Annotated in this window: 18 protein-coding genes; 17 read left to right on the top strand and 1 reads right to left on the bottom strand. The window is 27.3% G+C overall.

Annotation, left to right across the window (positions count from 1 at the left end):
* The first annotated feature begins 341 nt into the window (after window positions 1-341).
* The 4 genes from JJE79_RS03075 (at window position 342) to rnmV (ending at window position 5,394) form a co-directional block, all read left to right on the top strand.
* Window positions 342-1,973, top strand: coding sequence for an ABC transporter ATP-binding protein (locus tag JJE79_RS03075; protein ID WP_222926161.1), 1,632 nt, complete (start codon window positions 342-344; stop codon window positions 1,971-1,973).
* The gene (locus JJE79_RS03070; RefSeq protein WP_222926160.1) at window positions 1,967-3,580 is read left to right on the top strand and encodes an ABC transporter ATP-binding protein; all 1,614 of its coding nucleotides are present in this window, start codon (window positions 1,967-1,969) and stop codon (window positions 3,578-3,580) included. The genes JJE79_RS03075 and JJE79_RS03070 overlap by 7 nt, the downstream gene beginning before the upstream one ends.
* A 279-nt stretch (window positions 3,581-3,859) precedes the next feature.
* The gene (locus JJE79_RS03065; protein ID WP_222926159.1) at window positions 3,860-4,876 is read left to right on the top strand and encodes a ribose-phosphate diphosphokinase; all 1,017 of its coding nucleotides are present in this window, start codon (window positions 3,860-3,862) and stop codon (window positions 4,874-4,876) included.
* Window positions 4,831-5,394, top strand: a complete 564-nt coding sequence (rnmV, locus tag JJE79_RS03060) for a ribonuclease M5 (RefSeq protein ID WP_222926158.1) — start codon at window positions 4,831-4,833, stop codon at window positions 5,392-5,394. The genes JJE79_RS03065 and rnmV overlap by 46 nt, the downstream gene beginning before the upstream one ends.
* Here rnmV and JJE79_RS03055 read toward each other — a convergent pair.
* A complete protein-coding gene (locus tag JJE79_RS03055; RefSeq protein WP_255565829.1) occupies window positions 5,378-6,574 on the bottom strand; it encodes a DNA polymerase IV in 1,197 nt (398 codons plus the stop codon). The two genes, rnmV and JJE79_RS03055, sit on opposite strands and share 17 nt — an antisense overlap.
* A 112-nt stretch (window positions 6,575-6,686) precedes the next feature.
* On the opposite strand from JJE79_RS03055, the gene JJE79_RS03050 reads away from it, so the two are divergent.
* From JJE79_RS03050 to JJE79_RS02990, 13 genes are all read left to right on the top strand, one after another.
* Window positions 6,687-7,685, top strand: coding sequence for a glycosyltransferase family 2 protein (locus JJE79_RS03050; protein ID WP_222926156.1), 999 nt, complete (start codon window positions 6,687-6,689; stop codon window positions 7,683-7,685).
* Between the two features lie 9 nt (window positions 7,686-7,694).
* Window positions 7,695-9,773 (top strand): thiamine pyrophosphate-dependent enzyme, encoded by a 2,079-nt coding sequence (locus tag JJE79_RS03045; RefSeq protein ID WP_222926155.1) that lies wholly within the window; start codon window positions 7,695-7,697, stop codon window positions 9,771-9,773.
* A gap of 3 nt (window positions 9,774-9,776) precedes the next feature.
* Complete coding sequence (locus JJE79_RS03040; RefSeq protein ID WP_222926154.1) at window positions 9,777-10,001, top strand: YneF family protein; 225 nt, start codon at window positions 9,777-9,779, stop codon at window positions 9,999-10,001.
* 5 nt (window positions 10,002-10,006) lie between these two features.
* A complete protein-coding gene (gene yihA / locus JJE79_RS03035) occupies window positions 10,007-10,567 on the top strand; it encodes a ribosome biogenesis GTP-binding protein YihA/YsxC (RefSeq protein WP_222926153.1) in 561 nt (186 codons plus the stop codon).
* A gap of 13 nt (window positions 10,568-10,580) precedes the next feature.
* Window positions 10,581-13,166, top strand: a complete 2,586-nt coding sequence (gene valS, locus JJE79_RS03030) for a valine--tRNA ligase (protein ID WP_222926152.1) — start codon at window positions 10,581-10,583, stop codon at window positions 13,164-13,166.
* A 22-nt stretch (window positions 13,167-13,188) separates the two neighbouring features.
* On the top strand, window positions 13,189-14,310 hold the full coding sequence (locus JJE79_RS03025; RefSeq protein ID WP_222926151.1) for a ComEC/Rec2 family competence protein: 1,122 nt from the start codon (window positions 13,189-13,191) through the stop codon (window positions 14,308-14,310).
* 2 nt (window positions 14,311-14,312) lie between these two features.
* A complete protein-coding gene (gene holA, locus JJE79_RS03020; protein WP_222926150.1) occupies window positions 14,313-15,230 on the top strand; it encodes a DNA polymerase III subunit delta in 918 nt (305 codons plus the stop codon).
* Window positions 15,231-15,235: 5 nt separating this feature from the next.
* Window positions 15,236-16,591 carry an MPN449 family protein gene (locus JJE79_RS03015; protein WP_222926149.1) on the top strand — a complete coding sequence of 452 codons (1,356 nt, stop codon included), beginning with the start codon at window positions 15,236-15,238 and terminating at the stop codon, window positions 16,589-16,591.
* Between the two features lie 3 nt (window positions 16,592-16,594).
* Complete coding sequence (locus tag JJE79_RS03010) at window positions 16,595-17,503, top strand: ECF transporter S component (protein WP_222926148.1); 909 nt, start codon at window positions 16,595-16,597, stop codon at window positions 17,501-17,503.
* A gap of 165 nt (window positions 17,504-17,668) precedes the next feature.
* Window positions 17,669-21,091, top strand: coding sequence for a DUF3713 domain-containing protein (locus JJE79_RS03005; RefSeq protein ID WP_255565828.1), 3,423 nt, complete (start codon window positions 17,669-17,671; stop codon window positions 21,089-21,091).
* Between the two features lie 37 nt (window positions 21,092-21,128).
* Window positions 21,129-24,605, top strand: coding sequence for a DUF3713 domain-containing protein (locus JJE79_RS03000; protein WP_222926146.1), 3,477 nt, complete (start codon window positions 21,129-21,131; stop codon window positions 24,603-24,605).
* A 37-nt stretch (window positions 24,606-24,642) separates the two neighbouring features.
* Entirely contained in the window at window positions 24,643-25,440 is a 798-nt protein-coding gene (locus JJE79_RS02995; protein WP_222926145.1) for a DUF1600 domain-containing protein, read from the top strand.
* Window positions 25,441-25,552: 112 nt separating this feature from the next.
* Window positions 25,553-26,335: a DUF1600 domain-containing protein gene (locus JJE79_RS02990; RefSeq protein ID WP_222926144.1), complete on the top strand. Its 783-nt coding sequence runs from the start codon at window positions 25,553-25,555 to the stop codon at window positions 26,333-26,335.
* Window positions 26,336-26,386 lie beyond the last annotated feature (51 nt).

Raw genomic sequence — 26,386 nt, 5'->3', positions numbered from 1 at the left:
TTGTATGCTAAAATAAATCATATAACATTAAACCTAATGTTATATAGCACTTTAAAATGAACATTAACATTATCAAGAATCAATTAGATAATTTTAATAATCAATTAATCGTTAGAACTAAAAATATCTTGGATAGGGTTATCCAAAATGATAGTGATAAGATTAATATTTTTAGTTATAACCAAGTGTTAGATTATAGGGTTGAATTCATTAAAAACCATTATAAAGTGCTTATATAAATTAACCTTAAATTAATTTTTAAATTAAATCCCTGACAACTTAGTTATCTACTTATTAATCAATAATAAATAGATAACTAAGTTTTTTTATAAATGTTTAATATGAAATACTTCTTTTTTAAAAAACATATTGCGAAGTTTTTACTGGTCGTTTTCTTGTCATTTTTAGGTAACTTGCTTTTAGTAGGTGGAACTTTTTTACCAACGTATGCAATTAGTTCATTGCTAAAAGATGATTTTGCATTATTTGGTTATTTCATTTTGGGAACGATATTGGCTGAATTGTTTGGTTATTTTACTAACTATTTAAACCATATTGTTAAGCAAAAATACATTCAATCATGTTTTAATGAATATCGTTTTATCTTCTTAACTCAGATTAATGTTTATTCTTATCAAGAAATCTTGAAGAATGATAGCTCAATCTTACATAACCAGATTAATAATGACCTTAATAATTTTGATCGATATGGATTGAGTGTTATTTTTAGCATGATTGATTTATCATTCACGGCAATTTATTCATTAAGTTTCTTAATATATTTAAACTGGATGATTGCTTTGATAGCAATTGGCTTTTTAATTCTTTCATTCTTAGTGCCGATTGCATTTAATAAATACTTAAGAAAGATTTCATCAAATTATGGTGAAGCTAATCAAAAACACATTCAAACTATTAATAAATTAAATAAGGGTGTTAGTAATCTATTCTTTTTAAATCGTTTAGATCTATTGATCCAAAAGATGCAAGATAATTCTGCATGGTTTCAAAAAGAAGAATTAATTTATTTAAAAAAGCAATCATTGTTTGCTTTTTGCATTAGTATAGTTAGTTCGTTTTCGCAAATTCTCTTAATCACTTTTGCTTTAATGTTTGCAGTATTATATGCAAATAATCCGATAATTCCGAATGATTTTGGCATTTCAGCAGTGTTTTCAGTTACTAGTTTAGCTGGTAATATGTATGGTAGTTTTGGTGGTATTTATCAGGGTGTTAATAAGTTATCTGTTGCTAAGAAAATTATTAAAACCAACTTGAATGAAACCAAACAAACTAAGTTTGATCCAACAAGCACAAAGATGTTGAATTTTAATGCAATTAGTTTTGAAAATGTAAATTTTAAATTCGAAGAAAAAGATATTTTAACGAATTTTAATTACCAATTCCAAGCTAATAAAAAGTATTTAATTATTGGTGCTAGTGGTTCTGGTAAATCAACGTTAATTAACTTATTAATGGGTAATTATGCTGATTATGAAGGTCAAATTAAATGGGATGAAAATGATATTAAAGATATTAATCAAAAAGAAATATTTAATACCTTAAATTACTTACAATCTAACCCTTATTTATTTTTAGGAACAGTTAAAGATAACATTACGTATTTCAAAGAAAATGTTGATGATAATAAACTAGGTGAATTAAAAGAGTTGGCTAAACTTGATTTCATTAATGATTATGATCAACAAATTGATTTAGAAAACAATTTTTCATCAGGACAGCAACAAAGAATTGCCATTGCTAGACATTTCTATAACCCTAAACCATTATTAATTTTTGATGAAGCATTATCACATTTAGATAAAACCAATGCTAATGAAATTGAAAATCAAATATTAAAAAATCCTAATTTGACATTTATTCATATTTCACACCATATTGATAAAGAACAGATCAAAAAATATGATGAAGTAATTAATTTTAATGAATTAACAGGAGCTGCAATATGTTAAAGTGTCTTTTTAAACATAAGTTCTTAACAACATTAGTGCTTGTTTTAACTTTTATTGTTTCAGCAAGCACAACTTATTCGTTCTTTGCTGGATTGTTCGTATTTCAAGCAGCACTAAAAGGAGATATTGCTTGAATCTTTATTTGAACGGGAACAATTTTAGTAGCAATTGTTAGTGCGGTTTTATTATCAATATGAACTAACTATATAAGCCAAATTCTTTACAACAAAATTTCATTCCAATTAAAGGTTTTGATTACTAATAAAATTTCATCATTAAAATACCAACAAATACTAAGTGATGAATACAATTTAGAATCATTATTTATTAATGATTTATCAATAATTCAAAGTAAAGGTTTTGAACAAATTCAATCATTAATTAAATCAATTTTTTCAATTGTTTTAATGGGAACTGTTTTATTTTTATTTAATTACATTATTGGATTAGTTGGTTTAGGTTTTTTTGCATTATTTACGGTAATTTCAATATTTTTTAACAAAATGGTTGTTAAAAAAACACTTGAATATAATCAAGCATCTGCTAATTATATAGGAACAACTAAAAAACATTTAGAAGCATTAAATACATTGTTTTTTGCAAACAAAATTGATTTGTTTGTAAACAAGTTATTAAAGAAACCAAATCATGATATTTATAAAGCAAATGTTAGATATGCAAAATATCAAAAATCAAGATTAATTTTTTATGGCTTTGCATTAGTAATTTCTGAAAGTATTTTAATCTTTTTATCAGGTTATTTATATAAGAATAATCAATTGATGTTTGGCAATCTTCCTGGAATTATTTTAAGTGTATCTTCATTAGCAAATAACTTTTTTAGAGAATCATTTACATTATTTGACACAACAGGTGATATTAAATCAGCTTCTGCAATAATGAAGAAGATAAATAATTTAGTTAAAATTGATGAACAAAATAAGGTTGTCTATAATTCAGATCTAATTAAATCATTAAGCTTGATTAATTTAAATTATCAAACTGATCGTGAAGAAGTGTTGTTTAAAGATGTTAATTATGATTTTGAAATTAATAAAAAATATTTAATCACTGGTCCGTCTGGTGCTGGTAAAAGCACTTTAACAAAAATCTTATCAAATCATTTATCAACAGATAATCAAATGTTAAAAATTAATGATCAATGAGTTGATAAAAAAACGTTCTATAATTCGATTGGTTATGTTGATAATAATTCAATTGTTTTAAACGATTCATTAAAGAACAATATTTGATTAAATCACGGTAATTTTGATGAAAAACGATATAAAGAAATCATTGAATTATTGGAATTAGAATCACTCGATGATGATCAAATTTTAGGTAGTGATGAAAAGGGTGTTTCAACCGGTCAACAACAACGAATCAATTTAGCTAGATATTTATATAAAAACTATAAATTCTTAATTCTAGATGAAGCATTAAGTAATCTAGATGTCCAATTATTTAAAAAGATTGAAAAATATTTAGCTTCAAGAGAAGATTTAACATTACTACATATCACTCATCATTTAGATTCAATTGATCGAAAACTGTATGATTATGAATTAAATATCAAAGATCAAAAACTGAATTTAAAAACAATTTAATAATTGGTAGTAATTTAATAAAAAATGTTAAATTTACCGTAGTTTTTTAATTTTTTATTAAAAATTTAGTTAATTATTTTGCGTTAAATTTAACAATTATTTAACCAAATTTTTATGTATAAAAATAAATAATTCAAACTAGATATTTAACAGTTTTTAACTTTAAACTAAATGTGAAAAAAACTAATTTTAATCTTTTTAATTAGATTAAAAAACTTTAAAATTTGCCAAAAATAAAGTGGTTTAATATTTTAAAATTGTTGTATTAACTAGTTAAAAATGCATATTAAATCTAATCACATTATTTTCGGCTTATCTGCCTCTAAAAAATTAACAGAATCTATTTGCAAAAAATTGAATGTTAAACCTGGTGAAATAGCAATTCAAAAATTTGCTGATGGTGAAATTTTTGTTCGCCCTGATTGCACACTAAGAAATAAAGATGTTATTTTCATTCAATCAACATGCAACCCTGTTAATGACAATTTAATGGAACTTTTAATTGCTATTGATTCAGCTAAAAGAGCATCAGCTAAATCAATTACAGCTATGATCCCTTACTATGGTTACGCTAGACAAGATCGTAAATCAGCAGGGAGAGAACCTATTAGTTCTAAACTTGTAGCCGATTTAATTACTAAGGCTGGTGCTGATCGTGTAACGTTGACTGATATTCACAGCGATCAAACTCAAGGTTTTTTTGATATTCCAGTAGATACGCTAAAAGCATCATTTGTTTTATTATGTAATGTTTTAGTAAATAACAAAATTGATGATTTAGTTGTTGTATCACCTGACTATGGTGGTGTTAAAAGAGCTAGAAAAATTGCAGAATCTATCAATGTTCCATTAGCAATCATTGATAAAAGAAGACCAAAACCAAATGTTGCTGAATCAATCAATATTTTAGGTGAAGTTGATAACAAGTGCTGTATTTTAGTGGATGACATGATTGATACTGGTGGAACAATTATGTCTGCTGCTAAACTTTTACACAAACATGGTGCTAAAAAAGTTTTAGTAATGGCTACTCATGGGTTATTGAATAAAAATGCTATTCAATTATTTGATGAATGTCATAAAAATAAAGAAATTGATGAAATTTACATAACTGATACTATTGATCAGTCACACCGTGATTTAGATACTTCATATTTTAAAGTAGTTAAACTAGACCACTTTTATAGCTTGGTATTAAAAACATATATGGAAGGTGGTTCTATCAGTGATATTTATAGTGCATATCAAGAATGAGCGAAATCACCAGATCTAAAAAAGATTTTAGAAAACCTTTAATCAACGAAATTATTATCGTTGAAGGTAAAACCGATACCGTTAAATTAAAATCCATTTTTAATTGCGAAACAATCGAAACTAATGGATCAGAAATTTCACTTGAAAAGATTAACCTAATTAAGCAAGCTAGCTTAACTAAAGGGGTTATTCTTTTTTTAGATCCTGACTATCAGGGTAAAAAAATAAGAGATCGATTAATCAAAGAATTAACAGTTTTTAAAGAAGTTTTTATTGATATTAAAGATTTAAAGCATTCTAAGAAAAAAGGCGTTGCAGAAGCTGACAATCAACTGATTTTAGAAGCATTTAAAAATTTAATAAGTGTTGATAAAAACAATGAAACCCAAACCTTAAGTTGAGAAGATTATTTATCATTAAATTTAAACACAAAAAAACTCCGTTTAGAACTTTGCGAAAAACTTAAAATTCCTTATTGTAATAACAAAAGTTTATACCGTTATTTAAACTTATTTAAAATGGATTTATTATTGATAAAAAAACTTATTTCTGAAACTTAAAATATTCAAAATCAGCGGCAATATTTAACAATTCTTGATTTAATTCTTTATTAACAGAATTAACAATTCTTTTTAAAATTAAGTTATTTTTTTCTTCGTATGACAACTCATTAAACATATTAATGTTAGTTGTCATTTTATATTTATTTTTAATGTTAAAAAAACCAACACTAATATTTGAAACTAACTCATCATTATGTAGTCTTTCTAATAGTTCAATTGACTTGTTATAAAACAACGATTTTTTATCAATAAAATCATCAAAACTAAAAGATAATGAGTGAGTTTTTGTTGTTTTTAATGAAACGCTAATACCTTTTGCTAAAAAATTTTGTGTTTTTAATCGATCAAAAGCTTCTTCAAATAATTCATCAAATAAATTAACTAAATTTTCATAAGTGCTAATTTTATGTCTAAGGTTTTTAGAAACAGAAACACTTCTTCTAGAACTCTTTTCATAATCAACAAAATCACTACCAATTCCATTAGCGTGATTATAGTGAGTTCAAAAAGTATTTTTAAATATTTTTATTAGTTTATTTTTATCTTCAAATTGTGCAAAATTACCGATGTTTTTAATATTTAATGAATTTAGCATTGGAATTTTTGTTGATCCGATTAAATACATTTTTTTAATATCAATTGGTCACAATTTTTCTTTGATTTCTTCTGGTCAAATTTCATAAACACCATTTGGCTTATTTTGATCAGTTGCCATTTTTGCTAAAAATAAATTATTGCTAATTCCAATTGAAACAGTTAAATCTGTCATTTCATAAATTTGCTTTTGAATTTTTTTAGCCAAATCAAAAGGCGTTAGTTCTTTATTTTTGTCTAAGATGTTAGTTACATCTAAATAACATTCATCAATTGAAGCTACTTCAATCTTTTTGCTTATGTATTCTTTAAGATAAGAAAAAACATATGCTGAAATTGCTTCATATTTATAAAAATTAACTTCACTAATAATTAGATGAGCACAAAGCTTTTTGGCTTGACTGATCGGCATTGCTGAATGAATACCGTATTTTCTTGCCAAATAATTAGCACTAGAAACAACAGAACCATTAGATTTTGAAGCTACAATCAAAGGTTTATTGACATACTCTGGATTAGATTTTTCTTCAACAGAAGCAAAAAAAGCATCAAAATCGATATGAAAAATTACTTTTTTACTCATCAAAAACAATAATTTATATAAATATTAAATTATTAGAAAAAATATTTAAAATGTGTTAATTAAACAATAAAATAGCATCTATAATTAAATTAAAATAGCAACTAAGCATGTTATGAATGAAACTAATTCACGATCATCCGAGTTTTATTATGTAAAAAACCCTTTAATTTCTATTCTTATTCCTGTATATAATAATTCGAAGTATTTAGAAAGAACAATAAGCTCTGCGTTATTTCAAAGTTATAAGAATATTGAAATCATTTGTATTGATGATTGTTCAACTGACGATTCGTTTCAAACCTTAAAGATTTTTGAAACAGTTGAACAAAATGTTCGTATTTACAAAAACCCTGTTCGTAAGGGTCTAGGTGTTGTTTATGATCAATTAGTTAAATATGCTACAGGACATTTCTTTTTATTTTTAGAAACACCGAACACGCTTAACCAAGATGCTATTAAAAACATGGTTTCAGTAAACGAACAGTTTACAGAAATCATTCTAGGGCGCAATATGATAACCACCACTTCAAATCCAATGAAGGGGACTTATGATATTCCAACCAACGATAAAAGAGCGTCAGATCGCAATTCTATTGACTATATATTTAATAATTCATTTACTACTCAAGGAATGTTGATAAGAAAAAACTTCTTTGAAGCACTAGACATGAAGTTTGCTAAAAACGCTCATATTCCAGATTCATATTTAAAATATGATTTATTGGCAAATGCTGATTTCTTCAGGGTTGTTTGAAAACCAACAATAAATTACATTGAAAATGAAAGATACTATGACGAAAGCAGGATCAAGTTATTGATTGCTAAATATCGTTATATCTTTGCTAACTTCCCTGACATGATTAAATGGTTTAGCAATTACACAGTAATTAAAGACAGATTAAAGGATTTTAAATCTAGTATAATTACCAATATAATAGACCAAGTGCGTATTCAATATCGTAGCACAGCTCCTAGCTGTAAAGAGATATTCGAATCCGAAATTATTGGTTTGTTGAAATCTTATTATTTACCATCAAATTATATCTTTAAAGTTCCTAATAACTTTAGAGAAAAGTTGAAGAGCGCCGAAAACAAACGATTATTCCGATAGTTATTAATCATGGTTATTAAATCGATTTATCAAAACAAACCTTTTCCTAAAGATGCTACAACAATCGTTAATAACTTTAGGTTTTTAATTTTTGATACTGTCAATCATAGTTCAATAGGTAAAGCAGCATATGGATTTGGCTCAGCCAGTTATCTATATGTTTTATTTCGTAACTACCTAGTTATGGACATTGAAGACATCGATGCTGAATATAACGACAAACTAGTAGTATCCAAACAAATTGGTGGATCAATCATTCGCACTTGTTATTACATACTAGAGCACCCAGATATTCAATTAGATGATCTGATCCATTTTTCATATGATAAAAAGATTAGAAATCTTTATGATTTTTCAAAATACAAATCTGGGTATAGTTTAGCTTATGCTGTTGGTTTGGCGATTGATGCGAAGTTATCTCAAAAAGAATCGCATAACACCAGAACTAATAAGATTTATTGTATTGTTACTGCTGCAGATTTAAATTCGAATTATGCACTAGCAGCACTAAAAACTGCGGTTAATCAAAATTTAGATAATCTTGTTATTATCTATGATAATAACAGATATGAAGATCGTGGGGCTAATAGTGACTATTTAGTTACTGATTTTTCAACGATCGTTAAAGATCTTGGTTATAAATACATTAACGTTGTTAATGGTAATAATCTGGATAAAATCGATGTTGCTTTTAACAAAGCAGTTAATGCTAAAAAACCCGCTTTTGTTGAAATCAACACGATTGTTGGTCATGGTTATAAAACAGCAGGAACGCACGAAGCACTTAATAAAAACCTTGATCAATCTGAATTAGATGACTTAATCAAACGTTTTGAATACAACGGTGAAGAATTTAAGGTATTAATTCAAACAACGAATGATATTTTGCCTGTTCAAAAAGAACGTAATCAAAAATTAAAACGCTTGATTAATGATCAGATCACAATGATGAAGCAATCTGGAATTAAACTACCAGATCATTTAACATCATTTGTTGATTGAAAGATTGATGCTAATCAGATTGCTGATGATTTAAGTTTTTCTCAACTAAAAGCAGTAATGCTAAGAACTCAACCAAATACAATCTTATTACATGCGAGTGATAATGATTATTATTTAGAACAAGAAGTCGATGCTTTAAATAATGATCGTGTTGTTTTATTAGGTAACTGAATTGAATTAGCTCAGATTATTGCTTTTGCAATTACTGAACAAAAAGTTCATTTACCAATCATTAATACTGACATTGATTTAATTTATACAATTGCAATTAAATCACTATTGTATAAGATCTTACACAGTCCTTGTTTGTATCTAATCAACACTCCTAAAGGGTTTACTAAAAACTTCTTAAATCTGGTTTATCACACCTTATATAACATTGAAGATTCATTGGTATTACAACCAGGAACATACGATGAATTAAAATACTGTATTTCGCATTTTTATCGTGAAAATAAAGCAAATAATTTCTTAGTATTACCTCATGCTAATGACTTAGTAAACGCCAATGCTGAACGTATTAATCTAGGTGGGTATGAACTAATTAATAATAGTTATGCTTCTGTTAATATCGTAACTGGTGGAAGTGATTTAATTAAGGCATTATCATTCAGAGATCAGTTGATGCAAAACTCAATTGTGCCAAGAATTATTTCAGTAATCAGCACCAAACACTTTGATGAAATGGATGCTGTCTCTAAATCAATGTTGTTAAATAATTTTCCAAGTTATTTCATGGGCAGAATGGAAGAAGTAGCTTGGGGTAGTGTTTTATCTAAAAACCCATTAGAGTTAGTTTCAGTTGATGAAATTCCTGAATTTACGGTTGAATATAAGAAAACTAGACGATCACAAAAAAATAATGCTTATAAAAATAATAAAATTAAAGCATTGTCAGGATCACAACTAAACAATAATACCCAAGAAGAAACTGACACACAAACTGATTTTTATCATTCAACTTCAACTCAAGAACAACATTTATTAAATGAAGAATTGGATATCAAACCAATCAAAGAAGGTGATATTCTTAAACGAAGTAATGATTATCAAAATCAAACTAATAAAGAAAGTCATAAGGAGTAGTATATGGAGAATTTAGCATTAGCATTAGGATTAAGTATTCCACTTTGTTTGATTGCTGGAGCGATTATTGGTTATATTATTGCGATCAAAGTATTCAAACGCCAAATCAAGAAAAACCCACCAATCACCGAAGCGCAAATTCGTAGTTTATACGCACAAATGGGTCGTAAACCTTCAGAAGCACAAGTAAAACAAATGATGCGTGCTTATACTAAGGAAGCTAAGTAATTAAAATGAATCGCTTTATTAAAAGCGCTGCCAGTTTATCAGATTGCATTAATGATGCCAAAAAAGAAGTATGTTTGATTGGACGATCAAATGTTGGTAAATCAACAATTATCAATGGCTTAGCCAGATCTAAAATCGCGCATACTTCAAAAACTCCAGGACGAACAATTACCATTAATTTTTATGAAATTAATAACCGTCGCATTGTTGATTTACCTGGATATGGTTATGCTAAGGTTAATAAAGTTCAAAAAGAAACGATTACTAACTTCTTATCAGATTATCTAAACCATCGTCAAAATTTGGCTGCGATTTTCCAAGTTCTAGATCTTGGTGTAATTACTGACCAAGATCTAGACATCACAAGATTACTAGCATCCTTGGGTATTGAATACTACATTGTTTTTAACAAGATTGATAAATATCCCAAATCAACCTATGATAATAACAAGAAAAAGATCTTGGATTATCTAAAAGTTTCAGAAGATAGAATTTTATTAATCAGTGCTAAACAACAAAAAAACCTTAACAATTTAATGCTTAAAATCACCGATCTTATTTCTTAAAGAATTGATAACTATGAAACGATTAAATAAAATTGATTTAAACCAAAAATACGATCATAAACATATCAGTGAAGGTGTTGTAGATTTTTGATTAGATAATGATTATGCTAATCAAAAATCTTCATTTTATGTTCCCAACACTAAAGCGTTTAGTGTCATCATGCCACCACCTAATTTAACAGGGAAATTACATATTGGGCATGCTTGAAACTTATCAATTCAAGATTTAATCGTTCGTTATCAAAAACTAAATATGGGTTATGTTGAATGGATTCCAGGTACTGATCATGCTGGGATTGCAACCCAAACTAAATTTGAATCAATTCAACGTGCTAATGGTGTTGATTATAAAAAAGATGATCGTCAAACACACTTTAATAATATTTATAAATGAGCTGAAGATTCATCTAAAACAATTAAGAATCAAGCTAAATCATTAGGTTTAGCATTAAACTGAAAAAAAGAAAAATTTACCTTATCTCAACAATCTAATAAGTATGTTTTAGATGTATTTATTAAGTTATATAACCAAGGATATATTGCTAAAAAATACACTTTAGTTAATTGGGATACCAAACTTAATACTGCAATTTCTAACATTGAAGTAATTAATAAAGAAACCAAACAAAAATTACATTACATTAAATACTTCATTGAAAACAGTGATGAGTATTTAGAAATTGCCACCACAAGACCAGAAACGATCTATGCAGATAGTGCTGTGTTTGTTAATCCCAACGATCAAAGATACTTAAAATATCATAATAAGAAAGTTATCAACCCTCTTAATAATCAATTATTACCAATCTTAGTTGATGATTATATTGACATTGAGTTTGGTAGTGCTGTGATGAAATGCACACCAGGACATGACCATAATGACTATGCGCTTGGTAAAAAACACAATTTAGCAGAACTAAACTGTATTAATTATGATGGCACTTTAAATGAACTAGCACTTGAATTTAATGGGATGGATGTTTATGAAGCCAGAGAATTAATTGTTTCTAAACTTCAAAAAGAAAACAAGTATGTTAAGTATGAAGAAATCATTAGTAACATCGGTTATTCTGATCGTTCTAACACAATTGTTCAACCATTATTATCTAAGCAATGATTTATCTTAACAACTAAGTTTGTTCATGAAATTAAAGCATTAGTTAATAATCAAGATAATATCAAGATTTATCCTAAACGCTTCTTGGATACGATTAATAACTGATTGGATTCTAACCAAGATTGATGTATATCACGTCAATTAGTATGAGGTCATCAAATACCTGCGTGGTATCACAAAGACAATCCTGATGATATTAAAGTTAGTTTAACTGCTCCAAGTAATGATTATTACCAAGATCCAGATGTGCTTGATACTTGATTTTCATCATCATTATGACCATTAATTTGTTTTAATGATGGTATTGATCAAAATGAGTTTGAAAACAATTTTCCCAACTCATTATTAGTAACAGCTTATGATATTGTATTCTTTTGAGTATTAAGAATGATTATGATGTCATGGTTATTAAAAAAATCAATTCCATTTAATGATTTATTACTTCATGGTTTGATCTTGGATGATCAAAACCGTAAGATGTCAAAATCATTAAACAATGGAATTGATCCAATTCAAGTAATTAATGATTATGGTGCTGATGCTTTAAGATTGTTCTTAACATCAAACACTTCTCCAGGTGAAGATGTTTCATATAATACTGAAAAAATGAATGCAGCTGCTTCATTTTTAAACAAACTATGAAACTTAGCGAAATACTTAAAATTAATTGATGTTAATAGTTTAACTGACCAACCGCTTGATAGTTTAGATCAATGGATTATCAATAAATTTAACCATGTTAATGCAGGTGTTAAGGATAAATTAAAAGAATACCGTTTTGCATTATCTAACAAACAATTAAGTGATTTTATTTGGGATGATTTTGCCAACATTTATGTTGAATTTAATAAGAAAAACAAATGATCAAAAGCTAAGTATCAACTAGTTAATCAGATGTTTAAGAACTTATTAATCATGCTTCATCCTTCTGTGCCATTTATTACAGAACAACTATATAACTTATTTGATGATAATAACAATCAACCATCAATCATCTTAGAACAATGACCAGCTTTAATTAAAACTGATCAAACTAATAGTTCAGAGTTTGATAAGATATTAAGTATTATTATTAAGTTTAGAAACTTTAAGCAAAGTTTTGATTTAAAACCAAAAACAGAATTAAATGTTTTATATAAAAACGATGTTGCTTACTTTGATGATTTAGCTAAATACTTAAAAGTTGAAAACATCAATTTAATCAAGATTGATAATCATAAACTTGATGGTTTATTCTTAATTGCATCTGATGATAATGAGTTCTATGTGGTTTATGAAAATGATAAATCTAAGATTATTGATAAATTACAATTAGAAATCAATAAATTAGAAAAAGAAGTGGAACGTAGTTTAAATATTGTTAATAATGAGAACTTTAAAAACAAAGCTCCAAAAGAAAAATACGAACTAGAACTTAATAAACTACATAACTATCAAGAAGAACTAAAATTAAAAAAAGATAAATTAAATTCTTTAAAATAAGGATTTTTTCCATATCTTGTATATGGAAATAAAAATCAAAACTAATATTAAACAAAACTATCCACTAGCGTTATTGTTTTGTTTAATATCATTATGAATTTTAGGCTATAACTTTAATCAACAATCCTGAGTGCTGATTGGTATCTTGGTGGTTGTGTTTATTGTTGTAGCATTCTTTTTATTTCATTATTCAATAGCAATCTTGATTGTTAGTTTATTGGTATTATTTTCAATCTATTATTTTGTTTATTACAAATTTCAAATTAAAGGAATTGTGATTAAAGATTTATTAGATAAGATACCGCAAGAATATGATTTAAGAAAAATCATTATTGATTATTTAAATACTAATACCAATAAACAATCAAGAGGGTTTTTGTTACTAACATTATTTAATGTAAAAAACAATGATAATAAATTAATTTATCAGCAGATTTTAAATTTATCAATTGCACATTTATTAGTGATCAGTGGATTGCATTTATCATTAATAAATTTAGTGATTTTAAAAATATTCAAAAAACACAAAATCATCGGTAATTTTGCATCTTTTTCAATTTTATTCTTCTATTCTTTTTTACTAAGTTTCAGTTATGGAGTGCTAAGAGTTTTAATAGGAATTTTGCTAAATTTAATTCTTGAAAAATTCATTAAAAAGGGTGATGTTAAATTATTAAGTTTATCAATATCAGGAATGTTATTGTTATTACTTAATCCTTATAGTTTTAAGAATTATTCATACATATTAAGTTATCTTAGTGTGATTGTTATCAGTATGGTATTTAAGATTAATAAACTCAATAATTTTATGAAAACACTGATAGCTAGTGTTTTGATTAATTTTATTGTTGGTGGATTGATTGTTAATGCGTTTGGTAAGATTAACATTTTAACAATTTTCTGATCAATCATTCTAAGTCCAATAATAATTGGAATTTACTTTATTAATCTATTTTTATTCCCTTTTAGTATTGCATGAAGCTTTTTAGGTTTAATTCATAAGGGGTTCTTTATTGTTATTGATAAGCTTCAAATCAATTTATTAATCATAAAATTAACTAATTTAGTTAATTGAATACCTTTTTACTATTTAATAATTTATTATTTGTTTATTAGCTCTATGTGAATCAAAAGGTTAATTTAATAATGAATTATCTAGTGGTTTGTGACGATTTTTATTTAGCAAAGAATAATTTAATTGATAAGTTAAAAGATGAAAAATTAACTTTTATTAATTATGATGAAAAAACAAATTTAAATCCTTATTTAAATAAGGGTTTGTTTGATACGAATTCAGATAAAACTTTAGTGATTATTAATCCTTTATTTTTATACAAAGATTTTAAAAATGAAGAAGCTCAAATTATCATTAATAATCTTAATAATAGTGATAAGAAAATTTATTTAATTGTTAATTCTAAATACGATACAAAAAAAGAAAAATTTTTAAAAATCAACGGTAAAATTGACATAAAATCATTAGAAGATAAAAATAATTCTAAGATTGAATTCATTAAAAAAGAGTTAAGTAAAAATTTTAAAAAATACCCTGAATGACTAGCTTATTCAATTGATAAAAAAACTAATTTTGAATCAAGATTAATTATTAATGAAATTCAAAAATTAATTTGATTAGATGATGAAGATTTAAATGATAGTGAAGTAGTTGAAAAAGTTTTAATTGATCATTCTGATAGACAAATCTACAACTTAACCAAAGTCATTATTAACAAAAACACAGAAGAAACTTTAATGATCTATGAAGATTTAATTATGGACAAACGTCAACCAAGCGAGATTATTTCAACCTTAATAACGATGTTTTCTAAAATTTACTTCATGCTTTTGGGTAAGAAAATGAAACTAAGCGATGAAGAGATTGCTAAAAAAATGAGTGTTAATCTTTATTGAGTCAAATACACATACCGAGATATTCAAATAAAATCTAGTAGTCTAATAAAAGAATTTATTGCTAATTTGTTAAAATTAGATATTAATAATAAAAGAAGTTTAGTTGATTCTTATCAATCACTAAAATATTTCATAATAAAAGGTGTCAACTAATAAAAATGGAACTAAACCAATTACTAGATAAAATCAAATTTAAACTTAATGCGATTTTTAATACTCCAGAATTTTCTGAAGAACTTAAGAAAAATGAAGCATTTAGGGGTGTTGTATTAAAACAAATAGCGATTTATAAGTTTGTGGCTAATAAAGCAGAGAATGCTTCAACAAATTTAGAAACCGTTGATTTTTTATTAGAAAAACTAAATCAATATCAATCAATAAAAACTAAATCAGAAGATTTAAAAGATTATAAAGATCTAGATGATGCAATTGATGATGCTAACTATTTAGACATCTTCATTTTAAACACCTTTAATAAATCTATTGATGAAATAATTAATAAAAATAACCCAGTCGATTCTAAGGTTGATGACAAATTAGATAAAAGCTCAATAAATGAAGCTGATAATTCAGATATTAAGAAAAACTTTAATGAACCAACAGTAACAGATGTTGATGAAAAAGACTTAGAATCAAGCTTTGCTGGTAGTAGAGCTGCTTTTAATCCTTCAAACATGAAGGACATTTTTGAGCAAGCAGCTGAACAAAATTACCGTTCAATGGCAGCATCAGTTGTTAAACTTGAAGCTGATATTGGTAATTACTTCTTGTTTAAACAAAAACACAAAGGAATGCTGGTATTAAATTATTTAGCAGCAATTAGTTGTTTTTTATTTGCTTTATTAAATTTAATTATTATTTTCTGATATCTAACACTTAATTCTAACCAACAAATACCAGATATAAATTACATAATTCAGGGCACTGCAAATCCAGTTAAAATTGTTAATCCTGGTTTGTATCTAATTCATGCAATGTTAATTTTTGTATCCGTATTCATTGGATATCGTTATGTCATGAATTTGATGGGAAAAACCCCTCAAAAGATTTTAAACAACGCATTAAATACAATAAAAGCTTATACCAACAGAGATGTTGATGCTCCAAATATCAATGATAATTTAAGATTTAGCTTTAAATTCCAATTATTATTTATCATGTTGGTCATTACAATCATCTTTAGTTTTATTCCAGTTGGAGCTGGTGGTGGTTCATACTTAGATTTAGTTAAAGAGATGAATACAGTTGATTCAAAGATTAGTTTTCCAGAAGGTAGCTTAGATATTGCAATTGCTCGTAATATTTCTACTGGCCTTTGAATCTTATTGTTAGCTTATCCAATTTCATTCTTAGTTTTAATCTTTATTTCATGATTCTTTAAACCAACAGTTGATCATGAACGATTAGATGCAACAATTGATCAATACACTGACGAAATTAAGAAAACAGCAAAAGAAGCAATGGGTGCTTTTTTTGGTCAATTCCCAGACAAATCTAGTTCAGGAGCTTTTTAGAATTTGCAAAAAATAACAATTGAAGAAAACCTAGTGATTGCTAAAAAAAAGAAAGTTAATAAACAAGCAATCATTAAGTTTTTTTTACCATTTTGACCATTAAAGCTAAGGTATAACATCTATTTGATTTCATACCTTTCTTTATTTATAGCTTTAAAGGTTGCTTTGGGCTTTTTTGTTATTAAACTAGGACCAACAATTAGTTTAGGAATATCTTGAGTTGGTTTAGCTTTAATTGGTTGAATTTTTGGACCTGTTGTGGCTGTTCCAATTGGATTTTTAACAGACACACTATCTTTTTTATTAGGACAAGGTGGGGTGTGGTATTGAATGTTTGCCATTCAAGAACCATTAATTGTTTTTACAGCTTCATTATTTGGTTCAATCTATCGAATTAGAAAAGAAACAAAAAACAATTTTTATGATTTTGTTTTCCAACAAATCATGATTATTGGTTTTAGTATTTTAGGTTTTGTTTTTTTAGGTCTATACAACGGATCTGAAAGCACCAATTCTTTCTTATTAAAAGAAACATCATTTGGAACAATCGTTAGCTTAGTTTTAATGGCAGTGTTTTTTGTTTTTGCTGAAATTATTAGCTGAACACTTTATTTAAAAAATAAAAAAACAAAAAACTCAATCAAGTTATTTTTATATGTTTCTACAATGATGATTAGTTTATCAATTCTTTATTCAATCGTGATGGGAACAATCTCAATTAATGAGTTTTTAATTAATGTAAATCACCAAAAACCAAAGGATAAAGATTACATCTTAACAGCATATCTGATACCTAGAATTATTAAAGAAACCCTACGCTTACCAATCCTGATTATTTCTGTAATAAGCTTAATCAAGATCTCAGAACCACATCTACAAAACTTCTTTAATTTGTCTCGTTTGCGTTGATAGATCTAAAAAATAACGATATAGTATAATCTAAAACGATATAGACGGAAGAATCGTTGCGTTTCTTCCTATTTGTTCATATACACTTATCTAATTTCAATGTTAAAAAACAGAAAACGAAAAATACTTTTTAGTTCTTTTATATTAGGTCTAGGTTCTGTGGTCGGAATGATCGCTAGTAGCTGTGGAGTAGTTGGTGGTGATGCTGACTTATTTAAACCAGGGCCAGCCCCTCAAAACTTTAGTGATTCATCTGTGGGAAGCTTTAATGAAGTTTTCCATAATGCTTTATTAAATGATCAAGGGTTTAATAATTTTGCTAGATTTCTAGTGGCATCTTCACTAGAAGATTGATATAAAAACAACGCATCAGAAGATGTTGTTAAACAATATAATAACTGGATTAGTGAGGCTGATAGTAAATTAGAATCAGAAACCACTTCATTAAGAAACCAGTTTAGAAGAAACTTTGAAATTAGAAAACAAACCGATCTACTAGATGCTAACGGTGGAAGTGCTGAAAGCTATAAACAAACTCAGATCTTAACTAATCTTTTTAATGATTTCTCAAGTAAAGTCTTTAATAAAGATTATTTAGGTTATTTTGATGAAAATAATAAGAAAATAAATAACCCGTTAATTGAAGATTTAAATAAACCAGAAAATTGAAAAAACTTAAAGTTTTACAGCAAGGGTTATACAACTGATAAATCAACAGACAACGATGATCAAATGTTTGCTGATTTCCAATCATTCGTATTTGATAAATGAGTTAGACAAGAAAACCCTAACCTTGTATCTCGTTTAGTATTTACTAATGAAGATGTTAGAGGTGGATTGGATCAAATATTTAATAAGAAAGTTGTTAAAGATGATCTGAAAGCTAGTTACAACTTCCAAGCATTCACTGATCCTAAGAATGTATTAGATCCACTATCACCAAAACTATCAACAGGATTCAAACAATTAGTGGCAAACAATGGTTTGGCTAACTATTATAATGACAGTAATAAAACCGTTGATTTCTTAAACCAATTCTCATCAGATAGTGGTGGTAAGTTGTTAATGACATCAAGTGATATGTTTAATACATACGATGTCGCATTTAGCTCTGCTTATGTTCAACAATACCAAGATTTAGTTAATGATGCTGATAAAGATAATGGTGTTGCGTCAGTTGAATTAAAACCTGACAACATCATGGAGAATTTTATCTTTGCTGATAATGGACAAAATAATAATGCTGCATATTCAACTAAGTTAGATTTAAGTTCAAAATCAGAAGGACTTAAAAAAGATGCAGTTAAAATTGCATCAGCAATCAGATTGTTCGAAACTGATACAGAGGGTGAAGAAGGATCTGCGCAATCTAAAAGCAATAATAAATTGAATGAGTATTACAAACCTTATTCAGAGTATGCTCAAGGGAATGCAAGTCTTCACGAATACATCCGTCCTAAAACATTAACTAAGGATAGTAAAGATCTTGCCAACCAATTCATCTTATCAAGAGGTAAAGATGGTATCCATGTAATGGCAATCGATGGTGCTAATTACTACTTAGTAAATAACACTAGAAATATTGAAAAACAAAAAGAATTCTTATTATTTAGAGATGCACTAGTTAAAAACCCTGACTTTGGTCGTTTTTATTCTGATAAGAGTTATGAATTTAAATTAACTGATACTGTTAAAAAATTCTTTAGTGATAATAACGTTAATCTGATTTTAGAATTCTTATTAAATGCAGTTGATAATGAAGATTCATTCTTACACAAAGGTGGAAGTTATTATGCTTCATTATTAGAATCTTTAAGACAAATCAAAGAAGTAGTTAAAGATTTATTTAATAAAAAAGCTAACTATGATTTAGCTAAAAGAATTAGAAACGATGCTTTAAATGTTCGTGATAAGATTTATGAAAGAGCTAAAACTTATGACGATTTAATTAAAGATAATAAAGCTGAAAAAATCGGAATTGCAGGTAAATTACCTCACATTGCAAGTAAAGATGGTTCATACATTGGACTTGAAGGTTATTACAAACAATTGTTGATAGCTAATGGGTTGTTGGATACTAAATTTGCTACTACTAAAGATAATAACGGATTAACTGATGTCTTTAATAAGGTTGTTAAAGATGCTCACGATAAATTTGAAACAAGCGTTAAAGAAGCAACCGAACTTTTATTGTTAGAAGGTGTTTCAAGCTATCAATATTCACAAAACGTTTTTGTGAAATCAAAATTTAATGATCGTTATAGTTTAGCGATTAACTCAGCAATTCAAGCAGCAATTAACTTACCAACTTCAACTAATAATTACAAACGTCAATTCTATTTAGATAACGCAGAATTTAAAGAATTCTACGATGCTAGCAAGAATAAGTTTAATGATTATGCTGGATTAAAAGTTAATCAATTTGAAAACGTTATTAAGTTCTATTACATTCAAAGCTTATGAACTTCAGAAGCTAAGAAACTAAAATATGGTTCTTGATCAAATCAAGAAGAATATCAACAAACATTAACTAATTACTTTAATAGTTTAGTAACAACAACTGATGTTAATGATAATTCTTCATTAAACTATCTAAGATACTTAAATGCATTTAGATATTTAATTAAAGATAATTTAGCTGAATTCAAAACAATATTATCTAACCAAATTACTTCTGGTGTAAGTGCTAATGTTTCATGAACATTAACAACTGGAACTAAGTTAGATAGTAATGGTAATATTGCAGACAAACAAGATCCAGTTGATTTCACTAAATTCACATCTAACCCAGATTACTTACAAGGCAGTGAGTTCAACTTCTTAAATTTAGCTAATGCTTCATCAAGTAGTGAAAATGCGAAGTCTAAAAACTTAAATTACTCAACTGTTAGTGATGATAATAAAATAGTTTATGGATTCAACGGTTTAAGTTTTACAAACTCAACATCTAACCTTAATGATGAAGTTAAAGCTGCTTTATATGACAACCAAGACCAAGAAGGAATCTTCTATGCGTTCGGAAGCAATAAAGATGAAATCATGAAACACATTGAAGGTTTAACAAGTGATCGTGAATTAGATGCTTTTGTTGAATTGTTAAGAAGAAACAATGTTAATGTAACCTTGTTTGATCATGATGAAAGTGGTAAGAGTTTAGATTTTGAAGCAAGAAAGAAAAAACTAACTGAGTTGTTAAATAATGAACAAATTGTTAAACAAACAGCCTTCACTAAATTTGAAGGATATGTTGGTCAAAACAAAGTTGCTTCAAATGATATGACTAAACAACCTGGTGATTTCAAACCATATCAATCAAAACAATCATTAACCAACTGAATTACATACACTAAACAAATTAACTTTAATGATGTGGCGAAACTTGGTGGTGAATCATGATTAACAAATAAAGAAAACCGTTTAGGTTTATCAATAAATGAATTGCTATCAATTATTGCAACATATGCTTTTGAAAGCTCATCACAAAATTTAGCTGAATTAAAACTGATTAATGATCAATCATTAATCAAAGTAAATGACAAGCGATTATATGATGCCCTAACCAGCAAGTGGGTAGAAAAAGCAAATAATTAAAAAGTAGTAAAATTAGATAATTGGAGTTAATAACCTGATGTTTCAACCTAAAAATAAAAAGCGTAATATTTTCAAACAACTATCATTATTATCAGTAGTTTCAGCAGTCGGAATTATTGCTAGTGCTTGCACAAGCGCAGCACAACCAACTGGCCCTGAATTTAAAACTGGCTTTGTTGGCGGAACCCAAAACCAAGGCTTTATTGAAAATGATTCAATCTTTGGTGGTCGCGAACAACAAGCAAGCACAATTTTAACTAGTGCACTAAAAAATTCTGATGCTTTCCAAGCTTTATTAAGCACTTCATTAGGAGAAGTGTTAACTGAGTATTATAAGCATTCTAAGTCTGAAGTAATTACTAATAAATATGAAAACTTCAAAGAAGATGTTGATAATCAATTAGACACCTTAAAAAAAGATAACCAAAATGTTTATGGTAATAACTGAAAGAAAGTTTTACAAACTCAAAGCTTAGATGTTAATGGTGGAACTGAAGATAGTTACAAAAAGAACCAAATTGCTCAAAAAGTTTTAGGTGACTTTAGCAACACTATTTTTGAAACATCATACTTAACTTACGCAGCAAATAGTAATAAAAACCAAGATGGTTATACAACTTATACTAATTTAACTAAAACTCCATCTAGAACAATCTTAGATAACCCAGAAAACTGAAAAAACATTAAGTTTACTGATGGTGGTTTTTCTAAGGATGATCAAAATAAAAACAATAACGAATTCATGGCTAAAATCCAAGAATACGTATTTGATCAATGAGTTAAGAACGAAAACCCTAACTTAGTATCAAGAATTGTCTTTACTAACGATACACCAAAAGATGGATTAAACTCTATCTTTAATGAAAGACAAATCGGTGCTTCTGCTTTAACAGCTGGTTATAATTTTCAAGCATTCAAAGCTCCAAGTGATCAACCATTTGATGAAAACAAAGGTATGAGAGCATACAACCAATTTATCCGTGATGGGTTGGATGCGTATGTAAATACAACAACTAAAGGAATTGATATTCCTAATAATTTCTCATCTGATTCTGGTGGTAAGTTGTTAATGACTGCTAGTGATATGTTTAATAGTTATGACGTATCATTCTCAGCAGCTTATGTTCAACAATATTTAGAACAAACACACACAGTTCATCTTGATAATGTTGGTCCTGCACAAACCACGATTGATAAAATCAATTTAATGAACAACTTCATTAGAAATGGGACACCAGGTTATCAAGAACAATTTAACAATAAAGAAGCATTACTAAAAGAGAATGATGAAAGCAGAACTTCAAATGAATATTATAATGCCTATAAGGATTTAGCTTCTGGAAAAAATTCTATTTACGAAATTTTTAAATGAAATGGCCAATCTAATGGCGATAAAGATAAAAATAAATCAGCTGAAAAATTCATCTTCGCTCGTGGTAAAGATGGTATCCATGTAATTGCTATCGATGGTGGTGATTATTATCTAAAAGGCACTCATGGTCCAGATGAATCACCAAGAGATATTGAAAAACAAAAACAATTCTTACTTTACCGTTCATTATTAAAATCTTCAGTAAATCTACCTGAAAATCAAAATTACGAATTTAATATTGATTCTCAAATTAAATCTTATTTTGAAAAAAACAAGAACCTATACACTTACTTAGCTCTAAGTCAAATGTATGAACAATCTCTTGTTGAAGATAATAAACAAGATAACATCTTTAATCAAGAAGGACTTGAAGATTTTAAAGCATCATTCAAGAAGCTTTATGACCGTATTAATAAGTTAGTTAAAGCTGAAAGTGAATATCAACAAGCTTTAAGTTTAGAAACTCAAACTAACAACGTTAGAGCTAAAATCTATGAACGTGCTAAGGGTTTTGAAGACAATGAAAAGAGCCACTTAGCAATAAATAATGGTATTGCTTCAAAACTCCCTTATGTTCGTTCATCTGATGGTTCATATAATGGTTTAGAACAATTCTATTTAGATATCAATGGTTTAAAACACACAGAAGAAAGCAAAGGAACTGTTGAAACTATTGAACAAAATAAGAAAACTAAATTAGAAGCTAGAAATAAAGAAATAGCTGATTTTGTTGAAAGTTTAGGTATTCAAACTAAGTTAGTTGATAATGATTCACAAGCTACTTTCTTAACTGCTTCTAAATTAGAATCTCCTGAAAAAGATGATGTTGATTTAGCACTAAATATGGCAATCAATAGCTATATTACTGGTGCTGGATTTAACAATCAATTCAAGATTGAATTAATTAAGAGTTCTAAAGAATTCTCAGACTTTTACGATATTAAATCTCACAAAGTTAAAGAAGCGTTTGGCATTCAACAAAAAACTTTAGAAGATGTCATTAGAAATGTTTATAAATTCTCAACATTTAATTCATTAAGCGATAAAACTTCAAAAGGTGTTTATAACGACTTTAAATCATTAAATGCAATTATTGATAAAGTTTGAGACGCTCAAGACTTAGATAACAATTCTTCATCTGACTTAACATTTAATTACTATAAATTCTTATACACATTCAGATGATTATTAGACAACAACTTAGCTAACTTTAAAGAAATTGCTAAGAGCAACATCAAAAAAGGTGAAGTTGGTTTTGCAACTTGAACATTACCATTAGATCCTACCAAACAAACAAATCCATTAATTACATTTGATAAAAACCCTGATGGTATTTTAGGAAGTAAAACTTCTAACTGGAAGAATTGAAATCAAGAAGATTCTAAGAAAATTGACGAAGCTAATTACTGAAATAACAGTTCATTAACTTACAAAGTTTCAACTTCAGAAGAAGATAATAAACAAACTCCGAAAACTCCACAATTTGGTTTTGCTGGTTTAGTGTTCAAAAACTCAAACGCTCCAATTAACGAAGAAACTAAGAACGCTTTATTTACTAACTACAATACTTCTGGCGATCAAGGTGTGTTCTATGGTTATGGTAGTAAAGACAGTCTAATTGCTTATGTAAATGAACTTCAATCTGAACGTGAATTAGATAATCTAGCTCGTGAAATCACAGAAACAACAAGAGTTTCTAACAACGATTACTTCAAACTAGACGATAATAAAAAATCATTATCATACACTTCAAAAGTTGAAGAAATCACTAAGATGATTAATAAAATTCCAGAAAGTGCATTTAAAAAATTCACTGGATACATTGGAACTCAAAAAGAAAACGAATACAAACTAAACAATACTTTATTCGTTAAGAATAGTTTAAGAAGAATTGCAACATACGTAAAACAAATTAATTACGATGATGTTAATAAACTGGGTGGTGAAGGCTGATTAAATAAACCAGAACAATCACTTGGTCTAACTACTTCTGAATTATTAACTGTAATTGCAATGTCAGCTAATAATGCTACAGTTCAAAACGAAGCCATCAAACAACTATCTGATAACAACAGATTTGTTGTTAATGATGTTAGAGTATACAACTCATTAGGCACTAGCTTTAGTAAGAAAAGGGACTAAAGATAGGTTGTTTAATAAATAGATCGGGTTTATAAATATGGATTTATCTAATAAAAAACATTTTTGTATCAAAAATTGATACAAAAATCTTTCAAGAGCTCAAAAAATGTTCTTTTTTGTGTTCTTGATGAACGTAATTGCTTTCGGGTTTGTTGTTTATAGTTTCATTGATAGTTTAACTATCAATGTTATTGGTAAAGATGGGGATGGTATTGAAGCATTAAAACAATATAGTTTTAAGAATGGATTTACTGAGGCTGATAAATTTACCAACCAAAGTAATATCTTATTGCTTGTTTTTTCAATCTTCTTTGTTTTCTTTCCAAAAAACAGCGTTCTTAAAAACGATAAGTTTTTAATATCAACAATTGTTTATATCTTCTTTACCTTCTTTGGATATAACTTTATTCTTAACTTCACAGGTAGAGGATTTACCAATCCAATCAACACCCTACCAAGACTAATTACTAGTGTTGTTTTACACTTAATTAATCCATTGGTATTTATTGTTTGCGGATTCTTAAAATACCTTTTTGAACCATTAAAAGAAATTAAAAAATTCCATAGTTATCTAATACCTGGAATGATTTATCCAATTCTTTATTTAGTGTATGCTGTAACCATCCCTTATGTTTATAAGATCAATGGACAAATGGCGGGATATTCAGTTTATGGATTTGCAACAGATGTAGTAAACAATCCTAAAGTTGCTTGACCAATCTCACTTGGTATGATCTTTATTTACTTTCCGATCACATTCTTTTTAGCATGATATGGTGCTAAAAAGATTTCATGATCAGTAATTAAAAAACAAGAAGCACTAAAAACAATTTAATTTATTAGATGAATCAAATAAACATATCAACAAATGAAGTTGTTGATATGTTTTTAATAAAGCAAATAAAAGATAAACGTTTGCTTTTAATATATTTAAGGATAGGAATGTTATGAATTTATCTAGCTCAAAAAAGTTTAGTTTAACTGACTGATACAATAAACTTAAAAAATCACAAAAGTTATTTTTCTACGTATTTTGAATTAACTTATTAGGTTTTGTTTTAGTTGTTGATGGGATTATTAATTCCTTATTAAAAAATGGTGAAGCTTATTTAAATATTGATAAATTTACCAACCAAAGCAATGTGTTGTTATTAATTTTTTCAACATTCTATGTTTTTATGCCAAAACATAGTTTTATTAAGAATGATAAGTTTTTAATTGCAACAACAACATATATCTTATTCACATTTGTTGGATATAACTTTATTCTTAACTTCATGGGTGATGGTTATGCTACTAAAACTAACTTCCATTTATTTAAAGACATCTATGTGCATTTCTTTAATCCAGTGTTGTTTATTATCAGTGCGTTTGTTAAGTTCGTATTAGATCCAAACCCTAACATTAAGAAGTTTCACAGTTTCTTAATCCCTGGAATGATTTATCCAATCATTTATGCAATTTATTTAGCATCAATCCCTTTTGTTTATCATAACCAAGATGGAATGCCATATTCAGTTTATGGATCAGCAACTAATACTAAGACTAATCCAAAGATTGCATGACCAATTATTATCTTAATGTTATCAATCTACTTCCCATTAACTTATTTCTTAATTTGATTTGGTGCTAAAAAGATTTCAGCTAAATACATACTAAAAAACACTCCAGTTAGCTTAAAGAAGAAAACAATTAAGTTTATTGTTTTTAAATTACCTAATAACAATTAAAAAAAGAACAAACCATAAAAAAATAATATTTTTAGTTATCATTTGATTAAC

Origin of the sequence: Mycoplasma sp. E35C (assembly GCF_019873825.1) — a bacterium.
Taxonomy (GTDB): Bacteria; Bacillota_I; Bacilli_A; order Mycoplasmatales; family Mycoplasmoidaceae; genus Mycoplasmoides.
The sequence above is the reverse complement of the archived record's forward strand: the minus strand, read 5'-3'. Positions and strand labels throughout refer to the sequence as shown.